Genomic DNA, 18961 nt, shown 5'->3' with positions numbered 1-18961 from the left:
GACATGGAGCCACGACAGCGCGACGGCATCGACCGGGACGAGATCCGCGCGGCGATCGCCGCTCAACTCGGTATCGACGCGGCCGATATCGCCGGGGACGAGGACCTCATCCAACTCGGCCTGGACTCGATCCGCACCATGAAACTCGCGGGCGGCTGGCGCAAACGCGGCCTCGACGTGAACTTCGCCCAGCTGGCCGCCGCGCCGTCGGTGGACGCCTGGTACGAACTGCTCGGCGGAACCCCCACGCCCGCAACGGAATCCGAGCCGCCCGCCGAACCCGTGGACGCGGCGGCCGACGAGCCGTTCCCGCTGGCCACCATGCAGCACGCCTACTGGGTCGGCCGCTCCGACGAACAGGAACTCGGCGGGGTGGCGGCCCACCTGTACGTCGAATTCGACGGTGGCGCGGTCGATCCCGCGCGGCTCGAGCGCGCCGTCGCCGAGCTGGTCGAGCTGCATCCCATGCTGCGCACCCGGGTACTGCCCGACGGCACCCAACAGACCCTGCCCCGACCGGGGCGGCCGGTGTTCGCGGTGGTGGATCTGCGCGGCCGGACCCCCGACGCGGTCGAGGCCGAACTGGAACGCCTGCGCGACACCAAGACCCATCAGCGGCTGTCGCTCGAGGAGGGGCAGGTTCTCGACATCACGCTCACCCTGCTCGACGGCGACCGCAGCCGCTTGCACCTGGACGTCGACATGCTGGCGGGCGACGCGATGAGTTACCGCGTGCTGACCGCCGACCTCGCCGAGCTGTACCGCGGCGGCCGGATCGCGCCCCCGGACTACAGCTACCGCCGCTACCGCACCGAGCACACGCTGGATCCCGCGGCGCGCGAACGGGATCGGAGCTGGTGGCGGGAGCGGCTGCCGGAACTGCCCGGGGCGCCGGAACTTCCGACGGTGCCGGTCGCCCGCCGCGCCGAACCGCACCGCACGGTGCGCTTCGACCACTGGCTCGCCCCGGAGGCGAAACAGCGGCTGGTCGCGGCGGCGCACCGGCGCGGCGTCACCCCCGCGATGGCCCTGGCCGCGGTGTTCGCCGAGACGATCGGCGGCTGGTCGGCGCGGCCGCGCTTCCTGCTGAACGTGCCGTTGTTCCACCGCGAGCCGGTGCATCCCGACATCGACCGCGTCATCGGCGATTTCACCTCCTCGATCATGGTGGAGGTCGACGTCAGCGACGACGTCACCGTCACCGAGCGGGCGCGGGCGCTCCAGCGCACGATGCACGACAGCGGCGCGCACGCGAATTACGCGGGGCTCGAGGTGCTGCGGGATCTCAGCCGGTATCGCGGCGAGCCGGTGCTGGCCCCCGTCGTCTACACCAGCGCCCTGAATCTGGGGGAGCTGTTCGCCGACCGGGTGACCGAGACCTTCGGCGACCCGGTGTGGATCATCTCCCAGGGCCCGCAGGTCCTGCTCGACGCGCAGGTCACCGAGGTGCGGGGCGGTCTGCTCCTGAACTGGGACGTGCGCCGGGACGCCTTCCCGGACGGCATGATCGAGGCCATGTTCGATCGCTACACCGCCGCGATCGGGCGGCTCGCCGACGAGGCGGGCTGGGACGCCGAGGCCGCGGTGCGGTTGCCGATCGACCAGGCCGCGGTGCGGGCGCGGGTCAACGCGACCGACGGTCCGGTCAGCGGGCGCCGCCTGCACGAGGGCTTCTTCGCCCACGCCGCCGCCGCGCCCGACGACATCGCGGTGGTGTGGGGGCTCGGCGACGACGACGGCTCGTGGAGCTACGGCGAATTGTCCGGGCGCGCACTGGCTCTCGCGGGCGCGCTGCGCGATCGGGGTGTCGAGCCGGGGGACGCGGTGGCGGTGCAGCTGCCCAAGGGGCGCGATCAGATCGCGGCCGTGCTGGGTGTGCTGGCGGCCGGGGCGGCGTATGTGCCGATCGGTTTCGACCAGCCGGTGGCTCGGCGTGCCGAGATCCTGCGGACGGCGGGGGTCGCGGCCGCGGTGAGCGTCGCGGGGGCCGACATGGGTGATCCGGCGCTGCCCTGTCTGGCCGTCGACGAGGCGTGCGCGCATCCGAATCCGTTGGCGCGCCCCGTGTTTCCCGATCCGGCGGGGATCGCCTACGTCATCTTCACCTCCGGGTCGACCGGGACGCCCAAGGGGGTGGACGTGCCACACAGCGGCGCGATGAACACCATCGACGCGGTCAACGACTGGTTCGGCGTCGGCGGCTCGGATCGGGTGCTGGCGCTGTCGGCGCTGGAGTTCGACGCCTCGGTGTACGACATCTTCGGCATGTTCGCCGTCGGCGGATCGATCGTCGCGGTGGACGCCCGGCAGCGCGCGGAGGCCACCACCTGGGTGGAACTGCTGGTGCGGCACCGGGTTTCGATCCTCAACTGCGTGCCGAGCATGCTCGACATGATCCTCGAGATCGGCGGCGACCGGCTCGGCGACTCGCTGCGCGCGGTCACCCTCGGCGGCGACTGGGTCGGGGCGGACCTGGCGCGGCGGCTGGCCCGGCAGGTCCCCGGCTGTCGGTTCTCCGGGCTGGGCGGGGCCACCGAGACCTCGATCCACCACACCATGTGCGAGATCGCCGACCCGCCGGAGGACTGGACCGCGATCCCGTTCGGGGTGCCGCTGCGCAATGTGCGCTGCCGGATCGTCTCGCCCGCCGGGCGCGACTGCCCCGACTGGGTGCCCGGCGAACTGTGGGTCGGCGGGGCCAATGTGGCCGCCGGGTACCGCGGCGATCCGGAGCGGACCGCGCGGCGCTTCGTCGATCACGACGGGCTGCGCTGGTACCGCACGGGGGATATGGCCCGCTACCGCCCCGACGGGATCATCGAATTCCTCGGCCGCGCCGATGATCAGGTGCAGATCCGCGGCTATCGGGTCGAACTCGGCGAGGTGGAACAGGCCCTGCGCCGCGCGCCCGGCGTGCGGCACGCGGTGGCGGCGGTGCTCGACGGCGGCGCGCCCAAACTCGTCGCGGCCGTGTCCGGCGCGGTGACCTCCACCGCCGACGTGCTCGCGCACGCGGCGGAACTGTTGCCCGCCTACATGATTCCCACCCGGCTGGAGATTCTCGATCCGATGCCGTTGACGCCCAACGGGAAACTGGATCGGCGCGAGGTGCTGGCCCGGCTGCGCGCGAATGCCGCCGAGGCACAGGACGATTCGCCGCGGGGCCCGCTCGAGACCGCGCTGGTGGACATCGTCGCCGGGGTGCTGCGCGCCGAGCGGGTCGGCGTCCACGACGACTTCTTCGCCCTGGGCGGCGACTCGGTGCTCGCCACCACGGTGATCGCGCGGGTGCGGGAATGGCTCGACGCCCCGCACGCCGTGGTCTCGGATCTGTTCGCCACCCGCACCGTCGCCGGGCTGGCCGAGCGTCTCGCCGCCCGCGAGAGCGATCCGGCGCGGCTGACCACGGTCGCCGAGCTGTATCTGGAGGTGGCCGCCATGAGCGACGAGGAGATCCTCGCGCAGACGTAAACTCGGGGACGTGAGCGGTTGGGACACATCCGATATCCCCGATCAGAGCGGGCGCACGTTCATCGTCACCGGCGCCAACAGCGGTCTCGGGGCGGCCACCACGCGGGCACTGGTCGCCGCGGGCGGCCGGGTGATCATGGCGTGCCGCGACGAGGTGAAGGCCCGCGCGGTCGCCGACACCCTCGGCGCGGGCGCGGTGGTGCGGCGGCTGGACCTCGCCGATCTGGGTTCGGTGCGGGAGTTCGCCGAATCCGTCGAACCGGTCGATGTGCTGATCAACAATGCCGGCGTGATGGCGGTGCCGCTGCGCCGCACCGCCGACGGCTTCGAAATGCAGTTCGGCACAAACCATCTCGGCCACTTCGCGCTGACGGGCCTGCTGCTGGACAAGGTTCGCGAGCGGGTCGTCACGGTCGCCAGCGGGGCGCACCACTACGGCAAACTCGACCTGTCCGACCTGAACTGGGAGCATCGCCGCTACAACCGCTGGGCAGCCTACGCCCAGGCCAAACTCGCCAATCTGATCTGCGCCTACGAATTGCAGCGCCGGTTGACCGCGGCGGGCTCGCCCAAGCTCTCGGTGGCCTCCCATCCCGGCTACGCCGCGACCGAATTGCAGTCGCACACCGAGTCGTTCCTCGACACGATCATGGCGCTGGGCAATCGCATCCTCGGCCAGACCCCCGAAATGGGCGCGCTCGGAACCCTTTACGCCGCCACCGTCCCCGACGTCGACCCCGGCGGCTACTACGGCCCCACCGGCTGGCGCGGCCTGCGCGGCCACCCGGTCCGCTGCGGCTCCTCCGCCGCCTCCCGCGACGAGGTCACCGCCCGCCGCCTCTGGGACCAGTGCGAACAACTGACCAAGGTCACCTACCACTTCGACCGCCGATGACGGCCCCGGATCCGCTCGTGTGATCCGGATCACGATCACTCGCTGTCACACCGCCGTGGGGTGCGGCGTCTTCTCGGTGTAGGCAGCCGCGGACGCGGCGCGTTCGAGTGAGGAGTCCGGTCATGGAAGCACGGTTCGACATGTTCGCCAACGAGGTCGCGGGCAAGTTCGTCAAGCGGATCGGCAACGCCGGTCAGGTCATCGACCAGAGCTCGCTGCCCAAGGCGACGCAGGAGCTGGTGAAGATCCGCGCCAGCCAGATCAACGGGTGCGGGTTCTGCACCGATATGCACACCAAGGACGCGACGGCCGCGGGCGAAACACCGGTGCGGCTCAACCTGATCGCCGCCTGGCGCGAGGCCACGGTCTTCACCGAGGCCGAACGCGCCGCGCTGGCCCTCGCCGAGGAGGGCACCCGCCTCGCCGACGCCCACCACGGCGTCAGCGACGAGACCTGGGAGCAGGTGCGCAAGCACTACGACGACGAGCAGATCGGGGCGTTGATCTCCCTGGTCGCGATCATCAACGCCTACAACCGGTTGAACGTCATCGCCCGCATCCCCGCAGGCTCCTACCAGCCGGGCATGTTCGGGTAGAGCTGTGGGAATGGTCACCCGGGGGCGGCTCGCCCGGCCGCCCTCGCTCGACCGCCTGGTACAGTCCCTGTCGTGCAGCGCGCGTATTTCTGGTTTACCGAGCCGGCCCCGGGTGGGCCGGTCGGCGAATCGCGCTGACTTCTTCCACCCCGAGCCGGACGACACAGACCGGCTCGACGGGAATTCGGTTCCGTGGGTCGGACTGGGAAAAGGACACCCACGATGACAACCGCCGCAGCCGACAGCGCGGTCCAACCCGCGGATCTCGACGATCAGCGCACGCTGAGCATCTCCCCGCTGCTCTCGCCCGCCGACGTCCGCCGCGCCCATCCGATCGATGACGCGCTCGCCGACACCGTGCGCGCGGGCCGCAAGGCCACCGTCGACGTGCTCGACGGCATCGACGATCGGCTGATGGTGATCGTCGGGCCGTGCTCGGTGCACGACCCCGACGCCGCGATCGACTACGCCCGCCGCCTCGCCGCCAAGGCCGCCGAGGTGTCGGATCGGCTGCACGTGGTGATGCGGGTCTACTTCGAGAAGCCGCGCACCACCCTGGGCTGGAAGGGGCTGATCAACGATCCGCACCTGGACGGCTCCTTCGACGTGAACACCGGGCTGCGGCTGGGCCGCCGACTGCTGGTCGAGATCACCGCGCTCGGCCTGCCCGTCGCCTGCGAGTTCCTGGATCCCATTACGCCGCAATACATCTCGGACCTGGTCTCGTACGGCGCGATCGGCGCCCGGACCGCGGCCAGCCAGGTGCACCGGCAGCTGTCGAGCGCGCTGTCGATGCCCGTCGGCATCAAGAACGGCACCGACGGCGATGTGCAGGTGGCCGTCGACGGCGTGCGCGCGGCCGCGGCCAGCCACGTCTTCCCCGGCACCGATCTCGACGGCCGCGCCGCGCTGATCCGCACCGCGGGCAACCCGGACTGCCACGTCATCCTGCGCGGCGGCAGCACCGGCACCAACTACGACGCCCACTCCGTCGCCGAGACCCGCATCCGGCTGGAGAAGGCGGCGCTGCCGCAGCGCGTGGTGGTCGACGCCAGCCACGGCAACAGCAACAAGGACCACAACCGGCAGGTCGACGTCGTCACCGATATCGCCGAGCGGCTGGCCGCGGGCGAACCCGGGGTGGTCGGGGTGATGATGGAGAGCTTCCTCGTCGCCGGACGCCAGGACCTCACCCTCGGCCGTGCCGCCGACCTGACCTACGGCCAGTCCATCACCGACGCCTGCCTGGACTGGGACACCACGGCCGCCCAGCTGGACCGGCTCGCCGACGCGGTGGCCCGGCGTCGTCAGTGAGCGGCGTGCAGGCGGCGGACGGCCTCGTCGAGGGTCTCGTCCCGTTTGCAGAACGCGAAGCGCACCAAGCGATTCCAGCCGGCCTTGTCGTCGGCGAACACGCTGATCGGCACGGCCACCACGCCGAGACGTGCCGGTAGTTCGCGGCAGAAGGTCAGATCGTCGGCGTCGGTGAGCGCGGAGATGTCGGCGGTGACGTAATACGTTCCGTCGCTGCGTTTCACGTCGAAGCCCGCGTCGGTGAGCGCCTCGGACAGCCGGATCCGCTTGTCGGACAGGCTGTCCCGCAGCTCGCTCACCCAGTGCCGCTCGTGCTCGAGGGCGTAGGCCACCGCGGGCTGGAACGGGCCGCCGCCGACGAAGGTGAGGAACTGTTTGGCGGTGAGGATCGCGTCGAGCAGTGGGGCCGGGGCGCACGCCCAGCCGATCTTCCAGCCGGTGACGCTGAATGTCTTGGCGGCGCTGGAGATCACCACCGTGCGCTCGAACATGCCGGGCAGCGTGGCGATGCTGATGTGCTCAGGACCGAAGGTGAGGTGCTCGTACACCTCGTCGGCGACGACGATCAGATCGTGCTCGATCGCCACCTCCGCGATGGCGGTCAGATCGTCGCGCCCGAGCACCGTGCCGGTCGGGTTGTGCGGCGAATTCAGCAGGATCATCCGGGTTTTCGGCCCGACGACCGCGCGCAGGCTGTCCAGATCCAGGGCGAAGCCGTCGCCGTCGGGCACCAGCCGCGCGGTGCGCCGCACGGCTCCCGCCAGCGCCACCGCCGCGTCGTAGGAGTCGTAGTACGGCTCGATCAGCACGACCTCCGCGCCGGGCTCGACGAGTCCGAGGATGCTCGCGGCCAGGGCCTCGGTCGCGCCCACGGTGACCAGCACCTCGCGGTCCGGGTCGTAGTCCAGCCCCGAGCGCCGGGCGCGGTCGGCCGCGATCGCGGCGCGCAGGGCCGGCACGCCGCGGCCGGGCGGGTACTGGTTGAAGCCGTCCGCGATGGCCCGCCGCGCCACCGCCAGCATCTCGGCCGGGCCGTCGGTGTCCGGGAAGCCCTGGCCCAGATTGACCGCGCCGTGGCGCACGGCCAGTTCGGTCATCTCGGCGAAGATCGTCGAGGCGAACGGGCGGAGACGGGCGACGGTGGCGTTGGGCTGCATGGTGTCAAACGTAACCGGTAACCTCCGGTTCACTGTGGTTGCGACGCGATAGCGAAAGGCTATGTTTCACTTTATTTTCGGCGCTCTGAACTGGGTGGTTGTGTGGTTTCCCGGTGGCGGCTAGCCTGCCGGTGTTTCAACTCACACACCCCTCGCGGTGGTGTTCGAAAGGGGCGAGGAATGGCCTCCTACATCGACCTTCTCCTGCATCCGATGCTCGGCCTCGTGCACGACTTCCTGCGCGACATCGTCAGCAGTGGTTGGGGCTGGGGTTCCTCCACGCCGGACTGGGGGCTGGGTTCCTCCACCGGGAACTGGGGGACGGGTTCGTCGACCGGCGACTTCTTCACCGGTTCGACGACGCCCTGACCGGTCAGGTCTGGGCCGGGCGGAGCGGAACCCGAAGTCCGCGACGGAGTTTCGCCGGATCCGACAGTTCCCGCACGGTCCGGACCCGACCCTCGTCCACGGTGAAGGCGAGCACCCGCGGCAGCCAGCCGGGAACGCCGTCGCGCGGCGCGCGTTCGTGCAGCAACAGCCCGAGGCGGCCGTTGACGCGAACCGGATCGAATTCGACATTGCCGCGCTCGGAGATGTCGAGGCGGTAGCGGCGCAGGAGTTCCACAGCGCGATCGGCGATATCGCGCGCTCCCGCAACGGAATTCAGCGGATTGCCGCCGCCCGGTTCGGCCACGACGGTCGCCTCCGCGTGCAACGCGTCGGCCAGGGCATCCGGATCGGCGGCCGCCAGCGCGGCCAGCAGTCGCCGCACGGCCGCGTCGTGCTCGTCCTCGCTCACCGCTACGGGCATGGGCGGCAACGCCTTTCGCGCCGCGTCGGCCGTCTCCCGCGCCTCCTCGACGGAGACCTCGAGAATATCGGCGACCTCCTCGACCGGCACCCCGAATTCGTCCCGCAGGACCAACGCCACCCGCTGCCCCGCCGTGAGCACCTCCAGCGCCGCCAACGCCTCGATACCGAATTCCGCTCTGCGCGCGAGGGTTTCGAGCTCATCCACCGCCCCCGACACCACCGGCGCCGTCACCACGAACTCCGGCATCCCCCCACTTACCCGCCCCCCCAACCGCATCAGACAGATCTTCCCCACAACCCCCACCAACCACCCCCGCAAATCCTCGATCTCGTACTGCGGCGTCGAGACCAACCGCAACCAAGCCTCCTCGAGCACCTCCTCGGCCTCCCGCAAACTCCCGGTCAGCCGATACCCCTCCCCGAACAACCGCCCGCGCTGGGCTTCGAACAGACCGACGAGCAACGCGGAGACCATTGCGACGATTCTACGGGGGCCCGCGGACGCGCCTCACCGCAGCTCACGGCCGGGCTGTCGGACCCATCGGGGACAATGGGGGGCGGACTCGAGGAGGTGCTCATGACGGATGGTCCGTTGATCGTGCAGAGCGACAAGACGTTGTTGCTCGAGGTCGAGCATGAGCGGGCGGATGCGGCTCGGCAGGCGATCGCGCCGTTCGCGGAGCTGGAGCGGGCGCCGGAGCATGTGCACACGTATCGGGTGACGCCGTTGGCGTTGTGGAACGCGCGGGCGGCGGGGCACGACGCCGAGCAGGTGGTGGACGCGCTGGTGGCGTATTCGCGGTACGCGGTGCCGCAGCCGTTGCTGGTGGACATCGTGGACACGATGGCTCGGTACGGGCGGTTGCAGTTGGTGAAGCATCCGGCGCACGGGCTGGTGTTGGTGAGTCTGGATCGGGCCGTGCTGGAGGAGGTGTTGCGGCACAAGAAGATTCAGCCCATGTTGGGGGCGCGGATCGACGAGGACACGGTGGCCGTGCATCCGTCCGAGCGCGGGCGGATCAAGCAGATGCTGCTGAAGATCGGGTGGCCCGCCGAGGATCTCGCGGGGTACGTCGACGGCGAGGCGCATCCCATCGCGCTCGACTTCGGCACCCACGCCTGGCATCTGCGCGACTATCAGGAGATGGCGGCCGACTCGTTCTGGGCGGGCGGTTCCGGCGTGGTGGTGCTGCCCTGCGGCGCGGGCAAGACGATGGTCGGCGCGGCCGCCATGGCCAAGGCGCAGGCGACCACGCTCATCCTGGTCACCAACACCGTCGCGGGGCGGCAGTGGCGGCGCGAGCTGCTGGCGCGGACCTCGCTCACCGAGGACGAGATCGGCGAGTACTCCGGCGAGCGCAAGGAGGTCCGCCCGGTCACCATCGCCACCTACCAGGTGATCACCCGCAAGACCAAGGGCGAGTACAAGCATCTGGAACTGTTCGACAGCCGAGACTGGGGCCTGGTCATCTACGACGAGGTGCACCTGCTGCCCGCCCCCGTCTTCCGCATGACCGCCGACCTCCAGTCCCGCCGTCGCCTCGGCCTCACCGCCACCCTGGTCCGCGAGGACGGCCGCGAGGGCGACGTGTTCTCCCTCATCGGCCCCAAGCGCTACGACGCCCCCTGGAAGGACATCGAGGCGCAGGGTTGGATCGCCCCGGCCGACTGCGTCGAGGTGCGCGTCACCCTCACCGACGCCGAACGCATGAGCTACGCCACCGCCGAACCCGACGAGCGCTACAAGCTCTGCTCCACCGCACGCACCAAACTCCCCGTGGTCGAGTCGATCCTGAAGCGCCACAAGGATTCCCAGTGCCTGGTCATCGGCGCCTACCTGGACCAGCTCGACGAACTCGGCGAGCACCTGAACGCCCCCGTCATCCAGGGCTCCACCCGCACCAAGGAGCGCGAGGCCCTGTTCGAGTCGTTCCGGCAGGGCGAGATCCCGGTCCTGGTGGTGAGCAAGGTCGCCAATTTCTCGATCGATCTGCCGGAAGCCTCGGTCGCCGTCCAGGTTTCGGGTACGTTCGGTTCGCGCCAGGAGGAGGCGCAACGGCTGGGACGGCTGCTGCGGCCCAAACACGACGGCGGACAGGCGCATTTCTACTCGGTCGTCGCCCGGGACACGCTCGACGCCGAGTACGCGGCGCACCGGCAGCGTTTCCTGGCCGAGCAGGGGTATGCCTACCGCATCACCGACGCGGACGACCTGCTGGGACCCGCGATCGGCTAGATGGAGGAATTACCTCCGCAAACGTGTTAGGAATGAGGACGTGCGACGCTTCGAATTCGCGGTGGATCGCGAGCATGCCAGGGCGGTGAACGAAGTCGTCGCCAATCTGCGCCGGCTGCGCCTGCTCGCCCTCGCCGCGGCCATCGTGCTCGGCCTGGGCACGGCCGGGCTGATCTGGTTGAACCATCCCTATTCCTTCCTGCTCGCGATCGCCTTCGCGCTGGGCACGCTGATCGCGGTGTTCGTCGCGGTCTGGACGCCCTACCGGTCCCGGGTCGACAAGCTCTACGCCGAGGGCGATCTCGTGCCCGCGGTGGTGTCGGGCCCGCACGCCAAGGGCGTCACGCTGCTGGCGCTGGTGAATCTGGCCAAACCCGAGGCGGATCCGCGGTACGCGCTGATCACCCGCGTGGTGCGCGCGCTGCCCGGACACCGCGTCGAACCCGGTGAGCAGGTGCCCGCGGTCACCGTGCGCGCCGATCGGGTGCCCCGCTCGGTCGCCGATCTGCGCCAGGTCGTCAGCGCGATGCCGATCGCCTGGGGCACCCGCGACGGCGCGGTGATCGAGCGCGCCCGCGCCGCCATCGGCGAGGCCGAGTGGAAACTGTTGGCCGACAACCTGTCCCTGGCCTCGAAGGTGCAGGGCGTGGACACCAAGCGGCTGCTGCTCGATCCGCACCAGCTGCCCGAGGAATTGCGCGGCTGAAACCCCTTGCGCCGGTTCGTAGAATCGAACGATGGTATCCGCCGACCATCTGATCGCGTTCGCGATCGCCGCCGCCATCCTCATCGTGATCCCCGGCCCGGGCGTGCTGTTCACCATCGGCCGCGCGCTGAGCCAGGGGCGGCGCGCCGCGCTGGTCTCGGTGCTCGGTCACGCCCTCGGCATCCTGATCACGCTGATCCTGGTCGCCGCCGGACTCGGCATGATCCTCGCGGCCTCCGCGCTCGCGCTCACGATCATCAAGTTCGTCGGCGCGCTGTACCTGATCCACCTCGGGATCCTGGCGATCCGCGAGCGGCGTTCGCTGCGCGACGCGCTGGCCACGCGGGCCGAGGCGACTCCCGTGCGGCGGATCTTCCGGCAGGGCGTCATCGTCGGGCTGACCAACCCCAAGGGGATCATCTTCTTCTCGGCCGTGCTGCCGCAGTTCGTCGATCGCGATCGCGGCGCGGTGCCGCTGCAACTGCTGATCCTCGGGCTGGTCTTCCTGGCCATCGCGCTGGTGTCCGACAGCGCGTGGGGACTGGCGGCGGGCAGCGCCCGCGACTGGTTCGCGCGCTCGCCGCGACGGCTGGAGGCGGTCGGCGGCGCGGGCGGGCTGATGATCATCGGCCTGGGCGCGAGCGTGGCGGTGTCCGGCACCGGGGACTGACGGCGAGGTGCCCCGGTCCGGGCGGCGGCCCGGGATAGCATCGTGGCTTCCGTGTCCGCGTGCTGAAAGGGGTGGCTTCGTCGCATGGGTAGGCGCAACCGAATTCGATGGTCGGTCACGGCCGTCCTGGCGCTCACGCCCCCGCTGGTCGTCGCGATGGCCGGGGTCCCCCCGACCACCACGCAGGCGCACGCCGATCCGTTCGCCGGCGCGTCGGGAGCGGGGGAGCCGTACTACCCGGAGGACGGCAACGGCGGCTACCGGGTCCAGCACTACGACGTCGCCATCTCCTACGACCCGCCCAGCCATCGGCTCGACGGCACCGCGCGGCTCGACGCCGTCGGCACCGAGATCATGCGCACGTTCAACCTCGACTTCGACGGGCCGGACGTGCGCCGGGTGACGGTGAACGGGCAGGCCGCCGAATTCGACCGCCACGGCGAGCACGAACTGACCGTCACCCCGGCCCTGCCGGTGCTGCCCGCGCTGCCGTTCACCGTGACGGTCGAATACGCCGGGGCCGCAACCCAACACGACGAGGGCGGCTGGACGTTCTCCCCGAGCGGCGGGGCGTTCGCCGCCGGGGAACCGCATTCGGCCGCCACCTGGTACCCGCTCAACGACACCGTCACCGACAAGGCCACCTTCGATCTGCGCGTGACGATCCCGAGCGAATGGCAGGCGGTGTCGAACGGCCTGCGCGTGCGCGACACGGTGGACGGGCCGAACCGCACGGTGGAATGGGCGTCCCGGCATCCCACGGCGGGCTACCTGACCACCGTGGCGATCGACCACTTCGACTTCCTCGACCAGCGTCGCGCCGACGGCACCCCGTTGATCAGCGCCTTCGCGCCGAAGGCCGGGCGCGCCCGGGAACTGGAACAGCGCCTGCCCGAGGTGCTGGACTTCCTCGAATCCCTGTACGGCCGTTACCCGTTCGAGAGCGGCGGCGGCATCTACGTCGACACCGACCTGAACTTCTCGCTGGAGACCCAGACCCGGCCGATCTACGCGCCCTGGACGGATCTGAACACGGTCGTGCACGAGAACACCCACCAGTGGTGGGGCGATTCGGTGTCGGTGAAGCGGTGGTCCGACGTGTGCCTGAACGAATGCTTCGCCAGCTACACCGCGGACTACCTGTGGCCCGAACGCAAGGAGGGCGACGACGTCGACGCGCGGTACCGCAAGACGGTCGCGGAGAACCTCGACAATCCGAAGTTCTGGGAGATCCCGTTGCAGAACCCCGGCGCGGGAAGGGAATTCACCTCCGTGTACTACCGCGGCCCGCTGTTCCTGCACGCGCTGCGGCGCACCGTCGGCGACGCGGTGTTCTTCCCGGCCGTCCGCGACTTCGCGCAGGCGCACGCCTACGGCAACGTGTCGATGCCGGAGTTCCGGCAGTTCGTGCAGGCGCGCGCGGGCCGGGATCTGACCGGGTTCTTCGGCGCCTGGCTCGACCACGACACGGTGCCCGCGCCGGAGTACCTGTACCCCGGCTCGTTGCGCGCCTGACTCACCTCCGGTCCGGCAGCCGGGACCGGGCCTTGTCGGCCCAGCGTTCGACCCGGTCGAGTTGCCGCTCGGCCTTGTGCACGGCCTCCTGGGCCGACCGCTGGGCCGCCGCGGCGAAGCGGCGTCGTTCCTCGGCGCGGTCGAGTTCGGCGCGCAGGTCACCGATGCGCGAATCCAGTTCGGCCAGTTCGGATTCGCGATCGCTCAGCTCCGAGCGCGCGGAATCAATTGCCTCCCGGGCGGATTCGAGCGCCGCGAGCGCGTCGTCGAGTTCCTGCCGGGCCGCCGCGTCGCGGTCGGCGGGCGGTTTCGTTTTCGCGTCGCCGGGCGCGCGCCGGGCAGCGGCGGCGTGGCCGGTGGGTCGTTCGGACTTCGCCCCGGCGGCGGGTTCGGGGGCCGAGGCCAGGGCCGGACCGGCCGGGCCGAAACCCTCGTAGTTGGCGGACGTGGTGAGCGTGCCGTCGCGAACCTGTTCGGCCACAGCGGAATCCGCCAGGGCCGCGTGCAGGGTCTGGCCGACCTCGCGCAGCACGGATTCGCCGAGCGGATGGCCGTGTTCCTCGGCGAGTCGACCGGCCTTGTGCGACAACGCGTTCACCACCTGCTGGCGCTGGGTGGTGAGGGTGCGCAGCTCGTCGCCCGACAACCGGCGCTGGGCATCTTGCAGGGCCGCACCGAGATTCAGCAACGCGCCCACCTCGTCGGTGGCCTCGCGGGCCAGCAGGTTGACCGCCCACGCCGCGACCGTGGGCTTGCGCAGTTTTCCGATCGCGGTCGCCAGTTTCCTGTCACCGGCCGCGCGGGCGGCCTTGACCTGGGCATCTCGTGCCCGCACGAATTCGCCGGGATCGATCCCGTAGAGCTCCCGGATGACGTCCTCGAGCCTCATGTTGCAGAGCGTAACGATCTCCCCGACGATATCGACACAGATCACGATGTACGCCTGGGCATTCGTCCAGCATCTCGCGAAAGGCTTCTCTGTGAACACCCTCGGCATCCAGTTGCTCAACACCGTCGTGCCCAGCATCATCAACCACTCCCTCTGGGCGCTGTGGTCGCTGCGCGGGCTCTGATCGCGCGGGTCCGGCCCGCGCCGGTCGCGCTGGCGCTGATCGCCGCGGCGGTCGGCGGCTGCGCGGTCACCGGCCGTTCGGCCGCCGCCGGGGCCGCGGTCGGGGACTGTCTCGAGGTCACCGAGGGGGCGGTGAACCAGGCCCGCACCACGCCGGTCGACTGCGCCTCGGGCCGAGTGGTCTACACGGTCGTGTCGACATCGGATCGCAAGGGCGATTGCGGTCCCGAGTACTCCTCCTACGAGGAGACCGCCGCCGGGGAGACCACGGCCTTCCTCTGTCTGGCCCCGAACCTCAAGGCGGACAGCTGTTATCACCGCGATTCGGCGACCGGCTTCACCCTCGCCGACTGCGCCGCCCCCGAGGCGACCGTCCGCGTGGTCGCCCGCTTCGACGGCCGCGCCGACCGCGCGCTCTGCGATCCGGCCGCCACCTACCTGACCCTCACCGAACCGGCGACCACATTCTGTTTCGTCAACCCCCGCGCCTGAGGGGGTCCTGCGGGTCACTGTTCGACGAGCGCGCCGGGTCGGCACACCGCACGGGTCACTGCTCGACGAGCGCGACCGAGGCGATGCGGTGCAGCGTGAAGTGGCGGACCGCACCCGTCACCGGGTCGAGGGCGTCCAACTGGCCCCCGGCCACCTGAAGGGGCTCGACGATGCGCTGGGTCGCCACGCCCTGGGCGTCCACGTAGCCGATGTGCACCGGCCGCCGGGTCCGGGCCGCGAGTTGCAGCAGCGCGAGGGTGGCCGCGGTGCCGGTGCGGGTGCCGTCGGAACGGACCGACTGCCCGGGCCGGGCCTTGGCCGCCTTCTCCCCGGCGCGCAGCTCCGACACCAGCAACCGCAGCTGCTCGGTGCTGGGCGGGGTCGGCCGCCAGGACTGACGGGGGTTGGGGCGCAACGGGATTCGCGCGCCGCGCGGGCGCAGATCCACGATGACACCGGCGGAATCCTCACCCGCCGGGGCGAAACCCGCGCCGCGCAACGCCTCGAGCACATCGGGGAGCGGGGCCTGGGAGATGGCCACCGTCGGCGCGACCGCGCGCAGCGCCAGCCGATCCGCCACCGGCGCGGCCAGCACCTCGGCCAGCAGGGCCGGATCCTCGCTGCGCACGAACGACTGCGCCAGCCCCGCGCGCAACCGCCCGTGCCGCCGCGCCACGTCGTCGATGAGATAGGTCAGCGACTGCGGCACCGGGGTCCGCGAATGCGCGGTGAACAGCTGATGCAGCTCCGCGGCCGTGAGCCCGGCGTCCAGCGCCCGCCGCACCGAGGTCTCCGAGATCCGGTACACCGTTGCGGCCCCGGCGGATTCGACGTCGGCGACCAGCGCGACCCGCTGCTGTAACTCCGGCACCAGCGGCCCCGGGGCGATCACGGTCAGATCCGCCTGCACCAGAACGTGATCCACCGGTTCCGGCAGCGCGGACTCCATCTCGGCCTCGGCGTCGCCGAGCGCCTCGTGCAGCAGCGCCCGGCCCGCGGAGGTGAGCGCGCCCCGGCCGACGACGCCGAGCGCGGTGGCCTCGGCGAGGGTCTGCTCGATCGCCTCGACCCGGAAGTGCCTGCGCCAGCGCGGTTGTCGCCAGGCCAGCACGGTCGCGATATCGGCCGCCGACACCGCGGAGCCGGGCGGGTACGCGGCGAGCAGGTCCAGGATCGCGCGGCGGTCGCGCACCGCGTGCATATTGCGCAGCTCCAGCGACAGCGCGGCCAGCGGTTTGTCGTTGGCGTCGCGCAGGCCGATCATCCACGGGAAGCGGTCCAGTTCCAGCCAGGCGTGCGCGAGCACCACCCAGCGCCGGGCGGGCGGACCCTCCAGCCAGCCGTCGGCCGAACCGGTGGGCGCCCAGAAGTCGTCGACCGCGTCCGCGTCCGGCGGGGGTTCGGGAATTCCCTTGTCCACCAGGCGCGCCGCGGCCAGCACCTCGGCGAGCAATCCGACGCGGGACTCCTCGATGCCGGTCTGCTTGGCGACCCGGCGCAGTTCGCGCACGCCGAGGCCGCCCGAGCGCAGCGCGGGGGCGGGCGCGTCGCCCAGCACCGCGAGGATGTCGCCGCAGTGCCGCAGCAGCTCGCCGACCTCGCCCGCGGCGGCGGCGTTCACATCGGCGACGGGATGTTCGGCCGGGCGCGGGTTCGGCCGGGTCAGCGCGTGCGGATCGGTCACCGGTTCGCGGCGCAGCACCTGGCCGACCGAGGGCGGGAGTTCGACGGTCTCCTCGTCGATCCACTCCAGCAGGCGCGCGGCCAGCAGGCGCTGGATCGGGCGATCGGCGGGCGTGCCGGGAGCGGCGTCGCGGGTGCGCCCGCGCGGGCCCGTGGTCGCCAGCTTGTCCAGCAATGCCCGTTCCGCCGAACCGATCTCGGCCAGGGCCGCGCGAATCTCCGGTTCCGTCAAGGCGTCCGGAATGTCCGTGGTGCTGCCCAGCGGCCACGGCAGCGCGTCCTTGGCCGCCCCGGCGAGGAACAACTCGTCCTCGCCCCAGACGAGCGCCCGCGCGGCGAGCCGATCCACCGCCGCGTCGATCTCGGCGCCCGGCACCCGATCGCCCAGCAGTTCGCGCAGCCGCCGGCGCGGCAGGGGGCTCGCCGTGCGGCCGGGGAAACTCGCGCCGTGCACGGCCAGGGTCTCCACGACCGCGAAATCGAGGGTGTCCAGCTCGTCGGTGGCGCGCAGGACCGACGCCCGCTGTTCGGCCCGGGCCGCGAGCACCGCCATCGAACCCGGCAGCGGGACGGCCAGATCCGGGCGCAGTTCCAGCAGCGTCACCAGCTCCTCGTCGGTGCGGGTGGTCAGCCAGTCGGCCAGCGTGGTTTCGGCCGAGCCGGGCCGGGAGTCGGTCGTGGTCATCCCGTCCAGCGTACGGCCGGGTTTCGCGGCCCGCCGAGGTGTGTCGAACCTGTCGCGCTACCGGGTTGCCGCCGTGCCAGAATGACAGCGTGGTGAACAAATCGAAGAAACCCTACGTCGACAACGGCTGGCCGAAGCTGGACAACGGCGACCACGCCGTGACCGAGCTCTCGTCCACCCGTTCCGGTGGGCTGTCGCCGTACGGCGAGGACACCGAGTTCCCGGTGCCGGCGGAAGAGGTGCCCTACGTGCACCCACACACGGTCATCAATCGCTGACACGAAAGACGAAGAAGGCCCCCGTCTCCGGAAAGGAGTGGGGGCCTTCTTCGATGTCGCCGAGAGCGTGGACTCAGTTGGGCAGCGCGCCCTTGTTCGCCTCGAAGAAGTTGACGACCGCCGGATCCAGCTTGGCGCCACTGGACTTGAAGGCGTTGTAGGCGTCGAGCGCCTGCTGCGGCACGGCGAAGCCCTGGGACTGCGCGGCGGCGACGGCCTGGTCGACGGCCTGGAAGACCTCCTGCGTGCCGTCGGCGGGCGCCTGCGGCGCGGCGTCGGTCTGCGGGGTCCAGTGCGGGGTGGTGGCGGCGGGAGCGGTGCGCTCGGTCGGGCCGCTGTGCAGGCCCAGGTGGGAGGAGCAGGACGGCCACGCGCCCCAGCCCTGGCTGGCGAGCACGCGCTCGGCCACGGTGATCTGCTGCTCGCGGGTGGCCTGGTTGGCGGAGGCGGCGTACTCGGTGCCGCCGTGCGCGGCCCAGGTGCTCTGCGAGAACTGCAGTCCGCCCTGGAATCCGTTGCCCGTGTTGATGCCCCAGTTGCCGCCGGACTCGCACTGCGCGAGCTTGTCCCAGTCGGAGTCGGGAGCGGCGGCCGCGTGTCCGGCGAGAGCCACACCGGCACCGCCCATGATCGCGGTGGAGACGGCGACCTTGGCTACCGTGCGGCCGGTGTTGGTCGGCTTGCGATGGCGTCCACTCATATCGGGTGTCTCCCTCTCATACGCACCTGCGAGTGAGCTCGGTCCGGGACTGCTCCCGGCTGGATAGAACGGTACGACGATCGCCGGGAAAAATCACTATTTGGTAACCGGCGCGTGCCCGTGGGTCACGGTCTGGCGCAACATCTTCCGCAACCCCGTCTGCGCAGGTAATAGGGGTTCGTCCGCGAGCGGCGGCCGCCGTGATCACCCTGTGATCTTCCCGTGATGTGACGAGAATCACAGAGTCGCCGGGATAACGAACCGGGCGAACGGTGTTGTCAGCGCGCCCGGCGGCCGGACCACAGCGCGAACGCGATCGCCAGCAACAGCCCCAGCGGGGTGGCGGCCATCGCGAGGAGATACAGCCACAGCGCGGGTTCGGCGTCGCTCACGAGCGGGACGACGAAGATGGCCACGATCGCCAGCAGGCCGATCGCGAACAGGCCGAGCGCGGCGAGCAGCAGCGGCTGGCAGGGACGTCGGGGCGCGGGGTTCGGCGCGGAATCGGGCACGGGTGCACCGTAAAACTGATGTGCTCGGTGCATCGGCACCGGGGTAGACTCGAAGACATCGCGTCCTGCATACCTGTGGGGCGCGTTCTTTTCGCGAGCAGAAAGGTTCCGGGGCACACCCGGGGCCCATGGTTGTGTCCGGGCGGTTCCGGGCATCGATGACGAA

General features: G+C 70.9%; 18 protein-coding genes. 12 read left to right on the top strand and 6 right to left on the bottom strand.

Features of this window, described 5'->3' with window-relative positions; all coding sequences use genetic code 11:
• The first annotated feature begins 3 nt into the window (after window positions 1-3).
• The 4 genes from ACWDSJ_RS07425 to ACWDSJ_RS07410 all read left to right on the top strand — a co-directional run bounded on the left by ACWDSJ_RS07425 (window position 4) and on the right by ACWDSJ_RS07410 (window position 6276).
• Window positions 4-3471, top strand: coding sequence for a non-ribosomal peptide synthetase (locus ACWDSJ_RS07425; protein WP_450030004.1), 3468 nt, complete (start codon window positions 4-6; stop codon window positions 3469-3471).
• Window positions 3472-3481: 10 nt separating this feature from the next.
• Complete coding sequence (locus ACWDSJ_RS07420) at window positions 3482-4366, top strand: oxidoreductase (protein WP_387367746.1); 885 nt, start codon at window positions 3482-3484, stop codon at window positions 4364-4366.
• Window positions 4367-4488: 122 nt separating this feature from the next.
• Window positions 4489-4962 (top strand): carboxymuconolactone decarboxylase family protein, encoded by a 474-nt coding sequence (locus tag ACWDSJ_RS07415; RefSeq protein WP_387367752.1) that lies wholly within the window; start codon window positions 4489-4491, stop codon window positions 4960-4962.
• Window positions 4963-5184: 222 nt separating this feature from the next.
• Entirely contained in the window at window positions 5185-6276 is a 1092-nt protein-coding gene (locus tag ACWDSJ_RS07410; protein WP_450030001.1) for a 3-deoxy-7-phosphoheptulonate synthase, read from the top strand.
• On the opposite strand, the gene ACWDSJ_RS07405 is transcribed toward ACWDSJ_RS07410, so the two are convergent.
• A complete protein-coding gene (locus ACWDSJ_RS07405; RefSeq protein ID WP_450029999.1) occupies window positions 6270-7433 on the bottom strand; it encodes a pyridoxal phosphate-dependent aminotransferase in 1164 nt (387 codons plus the stop codon). The genes ACWDSJ_RS07410 and ACWDSJ_RS07405 overlap by 7 nt on opposite strands.
• Window positions 7434-7613: 180 nt before the next feature.
• Here ACWDSJ_RS07405 and ACWDSJ_RS07400 point away from each other — a divergent pair, with 180 nt between their 5' ends.
• Window positions 7614-7802 carry a hypothetical protein gene (locus ACWDSJ_RS07400; RefSeq protein ID WP_450029997.1) on the top strand — a complete coding sequence of 63 codons (189 nt, stop codon included), beginning with the start codon at window positions 7614-7616 and terminating at the stop codon, window positions 7800-7802.
• A gap of 4 nt (window positions 7803-7806) precedes the next feature.
• Here ACWDSJ_RS07400 and ACWDSJ_RS07395 read toward each other — a convergent pair whose 3' ends face one another.
• Complete coding sequence (locus tag ACWDSJ_RS07395) at window positions 7807-8721, bottom strand: sigma factor-like helix-turn-helix DNA-binding protein (protein WP_450029995.1); 915 nt, start codon at window positions 8719-8721, stop codon at window positions 7807-7809.
• 102 nt (window positions 8722-8823) lie between these two features.
• Between ACWDSJ_RS07395 and ACWDSJ_RS07390 the strand changes: the two genes are divergently transcribed.
• From ACWDSJ_RS07390 to ACWDSJ_RS07375, 4 genes are all read left to right on the top strand, one after another.
• Window positions 8824-10482, top strand: coding sequence for a DNA repair helicase XPB (locus tag ACWDSJ_RS07390; RefSeq protein ID WP_387367766.1), 1659 nt, complete (start codon window positions 8824-8826; stop codon window positions 10480-10482).
• A 40-nt stretch (window positions 10483-10522) separates the two neighbouring features.
• A complete protein-coding gene (locus ACWDSJ_RS07385; RefSeq protein WP_387367769.1) occupies window positions 10523-11188 on the top strand; it encodes a DUF3239 domain-containing protein in 666 nt (221 codons plus the stop codon).
• A 31-nt stretch (window positions 11189-11219) separates the two neighbouring features.
• Window positions 11220-11858 (top strand): LysE family translocator, encoded by a 639-nt coding sequence (locus ACWDSJ_RS07380; protein WP_450029992.1) that lies wholly within the window; start codon window positions 11220-11222, stop codon window positions 11856-11858.
• A gap of 84 nt (window positions 11859-11942) precedes the next feature.
• Window positions 11943-13373, top strand: coding sequence for a M1 family metallopeptidase (locus ACWDSJ_RS07375; RefSeq protein ID WP_450029990.1), 1431 nt, complete (start codon window positions 11943-11945; stop codon window positions 13371-13373).
• Between the two features lies 1 nt (window position 13374).
• Here the strand turns inward: ACWDSJ_RS07375 and ACWDSJ_RS07370 are convergent, their stop codons facing one another.
• Window positions 13375-14262 carry a hypothetical protein gene (locus ACWDSJ_RS07370; RefSeq protein WP_450029988.1) on the bottom strand — a complete coding sequence of 296 codons (888 nt, stop codon included), beginning with the start codon at window positions 14260-14262 and terminating at the stop codon, window positions 13375-13377.
• Here ACWDSJ_RS07370 and ACWDSJ_RS07365 point away from each other — a divergent pair.
• Together ACWDSJ_RS07365 and ACWDSJ_RS07360 are read left to right on the top strand one after the other, a co-directional pair.
• Window positions 14243-14446 carry a hypothetical protein gene (locus ACWDSJ_RS07365; protein ID WP_450029987.1) on the top strand — a complete coding sequence of 68 codons (204 nt, stop codon included), beginning with the start codon at window positions 14243-14245 and terminating at the stop codon, window positions 14444-14446. The two genes, ACWDSJ_RS07370 and ACWDSJ_RS07365, sit on opposite strands and share 20 nt — an antisense overlap.
• Complete coding sequence (locus ACWDSJ_RS07360) at window positions 14425-14937, top strand: LppU/SCO3897 family protein (protein ID WP_450029985.1); 513 nt, start codon at window positions 14425-14427, stop codon at window positions 14935-14937. The genes ACWDSJ_RS07365 and ACWDSJ_RS07360 overlap by 22 nt, the downstream gene beginning before the upstream one ends.
• A 55-nt stretch (window positions 14938-14992) precedes the next feature.
• Here ACWDSJ_RS07360 and ACWDSJ_RS07355 read toward each other — a convergent pair whose 3' ends face one another.
• Entirely contained in the window at window positions 14993-17305 is a 2313-nt protein-coding gene (locus ACWDSJ_RS07355) for a helicase-associated domain-containing protein (protein ID WP_450029983.1), read from the bottom strand.
• An 89-nt stretch (window positions 17306-17394) separates the two neighbouring features.
• Here ACWDSJ_RS07355 and ACWDSJ_RS07350 point away from each other — a divergent pair, with 89 nt between their 5' ends.
• Window positions 17395-17583, top strand: coding sequence for a hypothetical protein (locus ACWDSJ_RS07350; RefSeq protein WP_450029981.1), 189 nt, complete (start codon window positions 17395-17397; stop codon window positions 17581-17583).
• A gap of 73 nt (window positions 17584-17656) precedes the next feature.
• Here the strand turns inward: ACWDSJ_RS07350 and ACWDSJ_RS07345 are convergent, their stop codons facing one another.
• Both ACWDSJ_RS07345 and ACWDSJ_RS07340 read right to left on the bottom strand, forming a co-directional pair.
• Window positions 17657-18283, bottom strand: coding sequence for a transglycosylase family protein (locus tag ACWDSJ_RS07345; RefSeq protein WP_387367790.1), 627 nt, complete (start codon window positions 18281-18283; stop codon window positions 17657-17659).
• 278 nt (window positions 18284-18561) lie between these two features.
• Window positions 18562-18795, bottom strand: a complete 234-nt coding sequence (locus ACWDSJ_RS07340) for a hypothetical protein (RefSeq protein WP_450029978.1) — start codon at window positions 18793-18795, stop codon at window positions 18562-18564.
• Window positions 18796-18961: the final 166 nt, after the last annotated feature.

This window comes from Nocardia sp. NPDC003482 (genome assembly GCF_053588115.1).
Note: the sequence above shows the minus strand (reverse complement) of the source record. Positions and strands in the feature narration are given on the sequence as shown.

What these genes read in the sequence shown, in the direction of transcription:
- ACWDSJ_RS07395 (WP_450029995.1), bottom strand. Translation starts at nt 8,721, where the DNA reads ATGGTCTCCGCGTTGCTCGTCGGTCTGTTCGAAGCCCAGCGCGGGCGG.
- ACWDSJ_RS07400 (WP_450029997.1), top strand. Translation starts at nt 7,614, where the DNA reads ATGGCCTCCTACATCGACCTTCTCCTGCATCCGATGCTCGGCCTCGTG.
- ACWDSJ_RS07425 (WP_450030004.1), top strand. Translation starts at nt 4, where the DNA reads ATGGAGCCACGACAGCGCGACGGCATCGACCGGGACGAGATCCGCGCG.
- ACWDSJ_RS07390 (WP_387367766.1), top strand. Translation starts at nt 8,824, where the DNA reads ATGACGGATGGTCCGTTGATCGTGCAGAGCGACAAGACGTTGTTGCTC.
- ACWDSJ_RS07415 (WP_387367752.1), top strand. Translation starts at nt 4,489, where the DNA reads ATGGAAGCACGGTTCGACATGTTCGCCAACGAGGTCGCGGGCAAGTTC.
- ACWDSJ_RS07380 (WP_450029992.1), top strand. Translation starts at nt 11,220, where the DNA reads ATGGTATCCGCCGACCATCTGATCGCGTTCGCGATCGCCGCCGCCATC.
- ACWDSJ_RS07405 (WP_450029999.1), bottom strand. Translation starts at nt 7,433, where the DNA reads ATGCAGCCCAACGCCACCGTCGCCCGTCTCCGCCCGTTCGCCTCGACG.
- ACWDSJ_RS07375 (WP_450029990.1), top strand. Translation starts at nt 11,943, where the DNA reads ATGGGTAGGCGCAACCGAATTCGATGGTCGGTCACGGCCGTCCTGGCG.
- ACWDSJ_RS07370 (WP_450029988.1), bottom strand. Translation starts at nt 14,262, where the DNA reads ATGAGGCTCGAGGACGTCATCCGGGAGCTCTACGGGATCGATCCCGGC.
- ACWDSJ_RS07355 (WP_450029983.1), bottom strand. Translation starts at nt 17,305, where the DNA reads ATGACCACGACCGACTCCCGGCCCGGCTCGGCCGAAACCACGCTGGCC.
- ACWDSJ_RS07410 (WP_450030001.1), top strand. Translation starts at nt 5,185, where the DNA reads ATGACAACCGCCGCAGCCGACAGCGCGGTCCAACCCGCGGATCTCGAC.
- ACWDSJ_RS07365 (WP_450029987.1), top strand. Translation starts at nt 14,243, where the DNA reads ATGACGTCCTCGAGCCTCATGTTGCAGAGCGTAACGATCTCCCCGACG.
- ACWDSJ_RS07345 (WP_387367790.1), bottom strand. Translation starts at nt 18,283, where the DNA reads ATGAGTGGACGCCATCGCAAGCCGACCAACACCGGCCGCACGGTAGCC.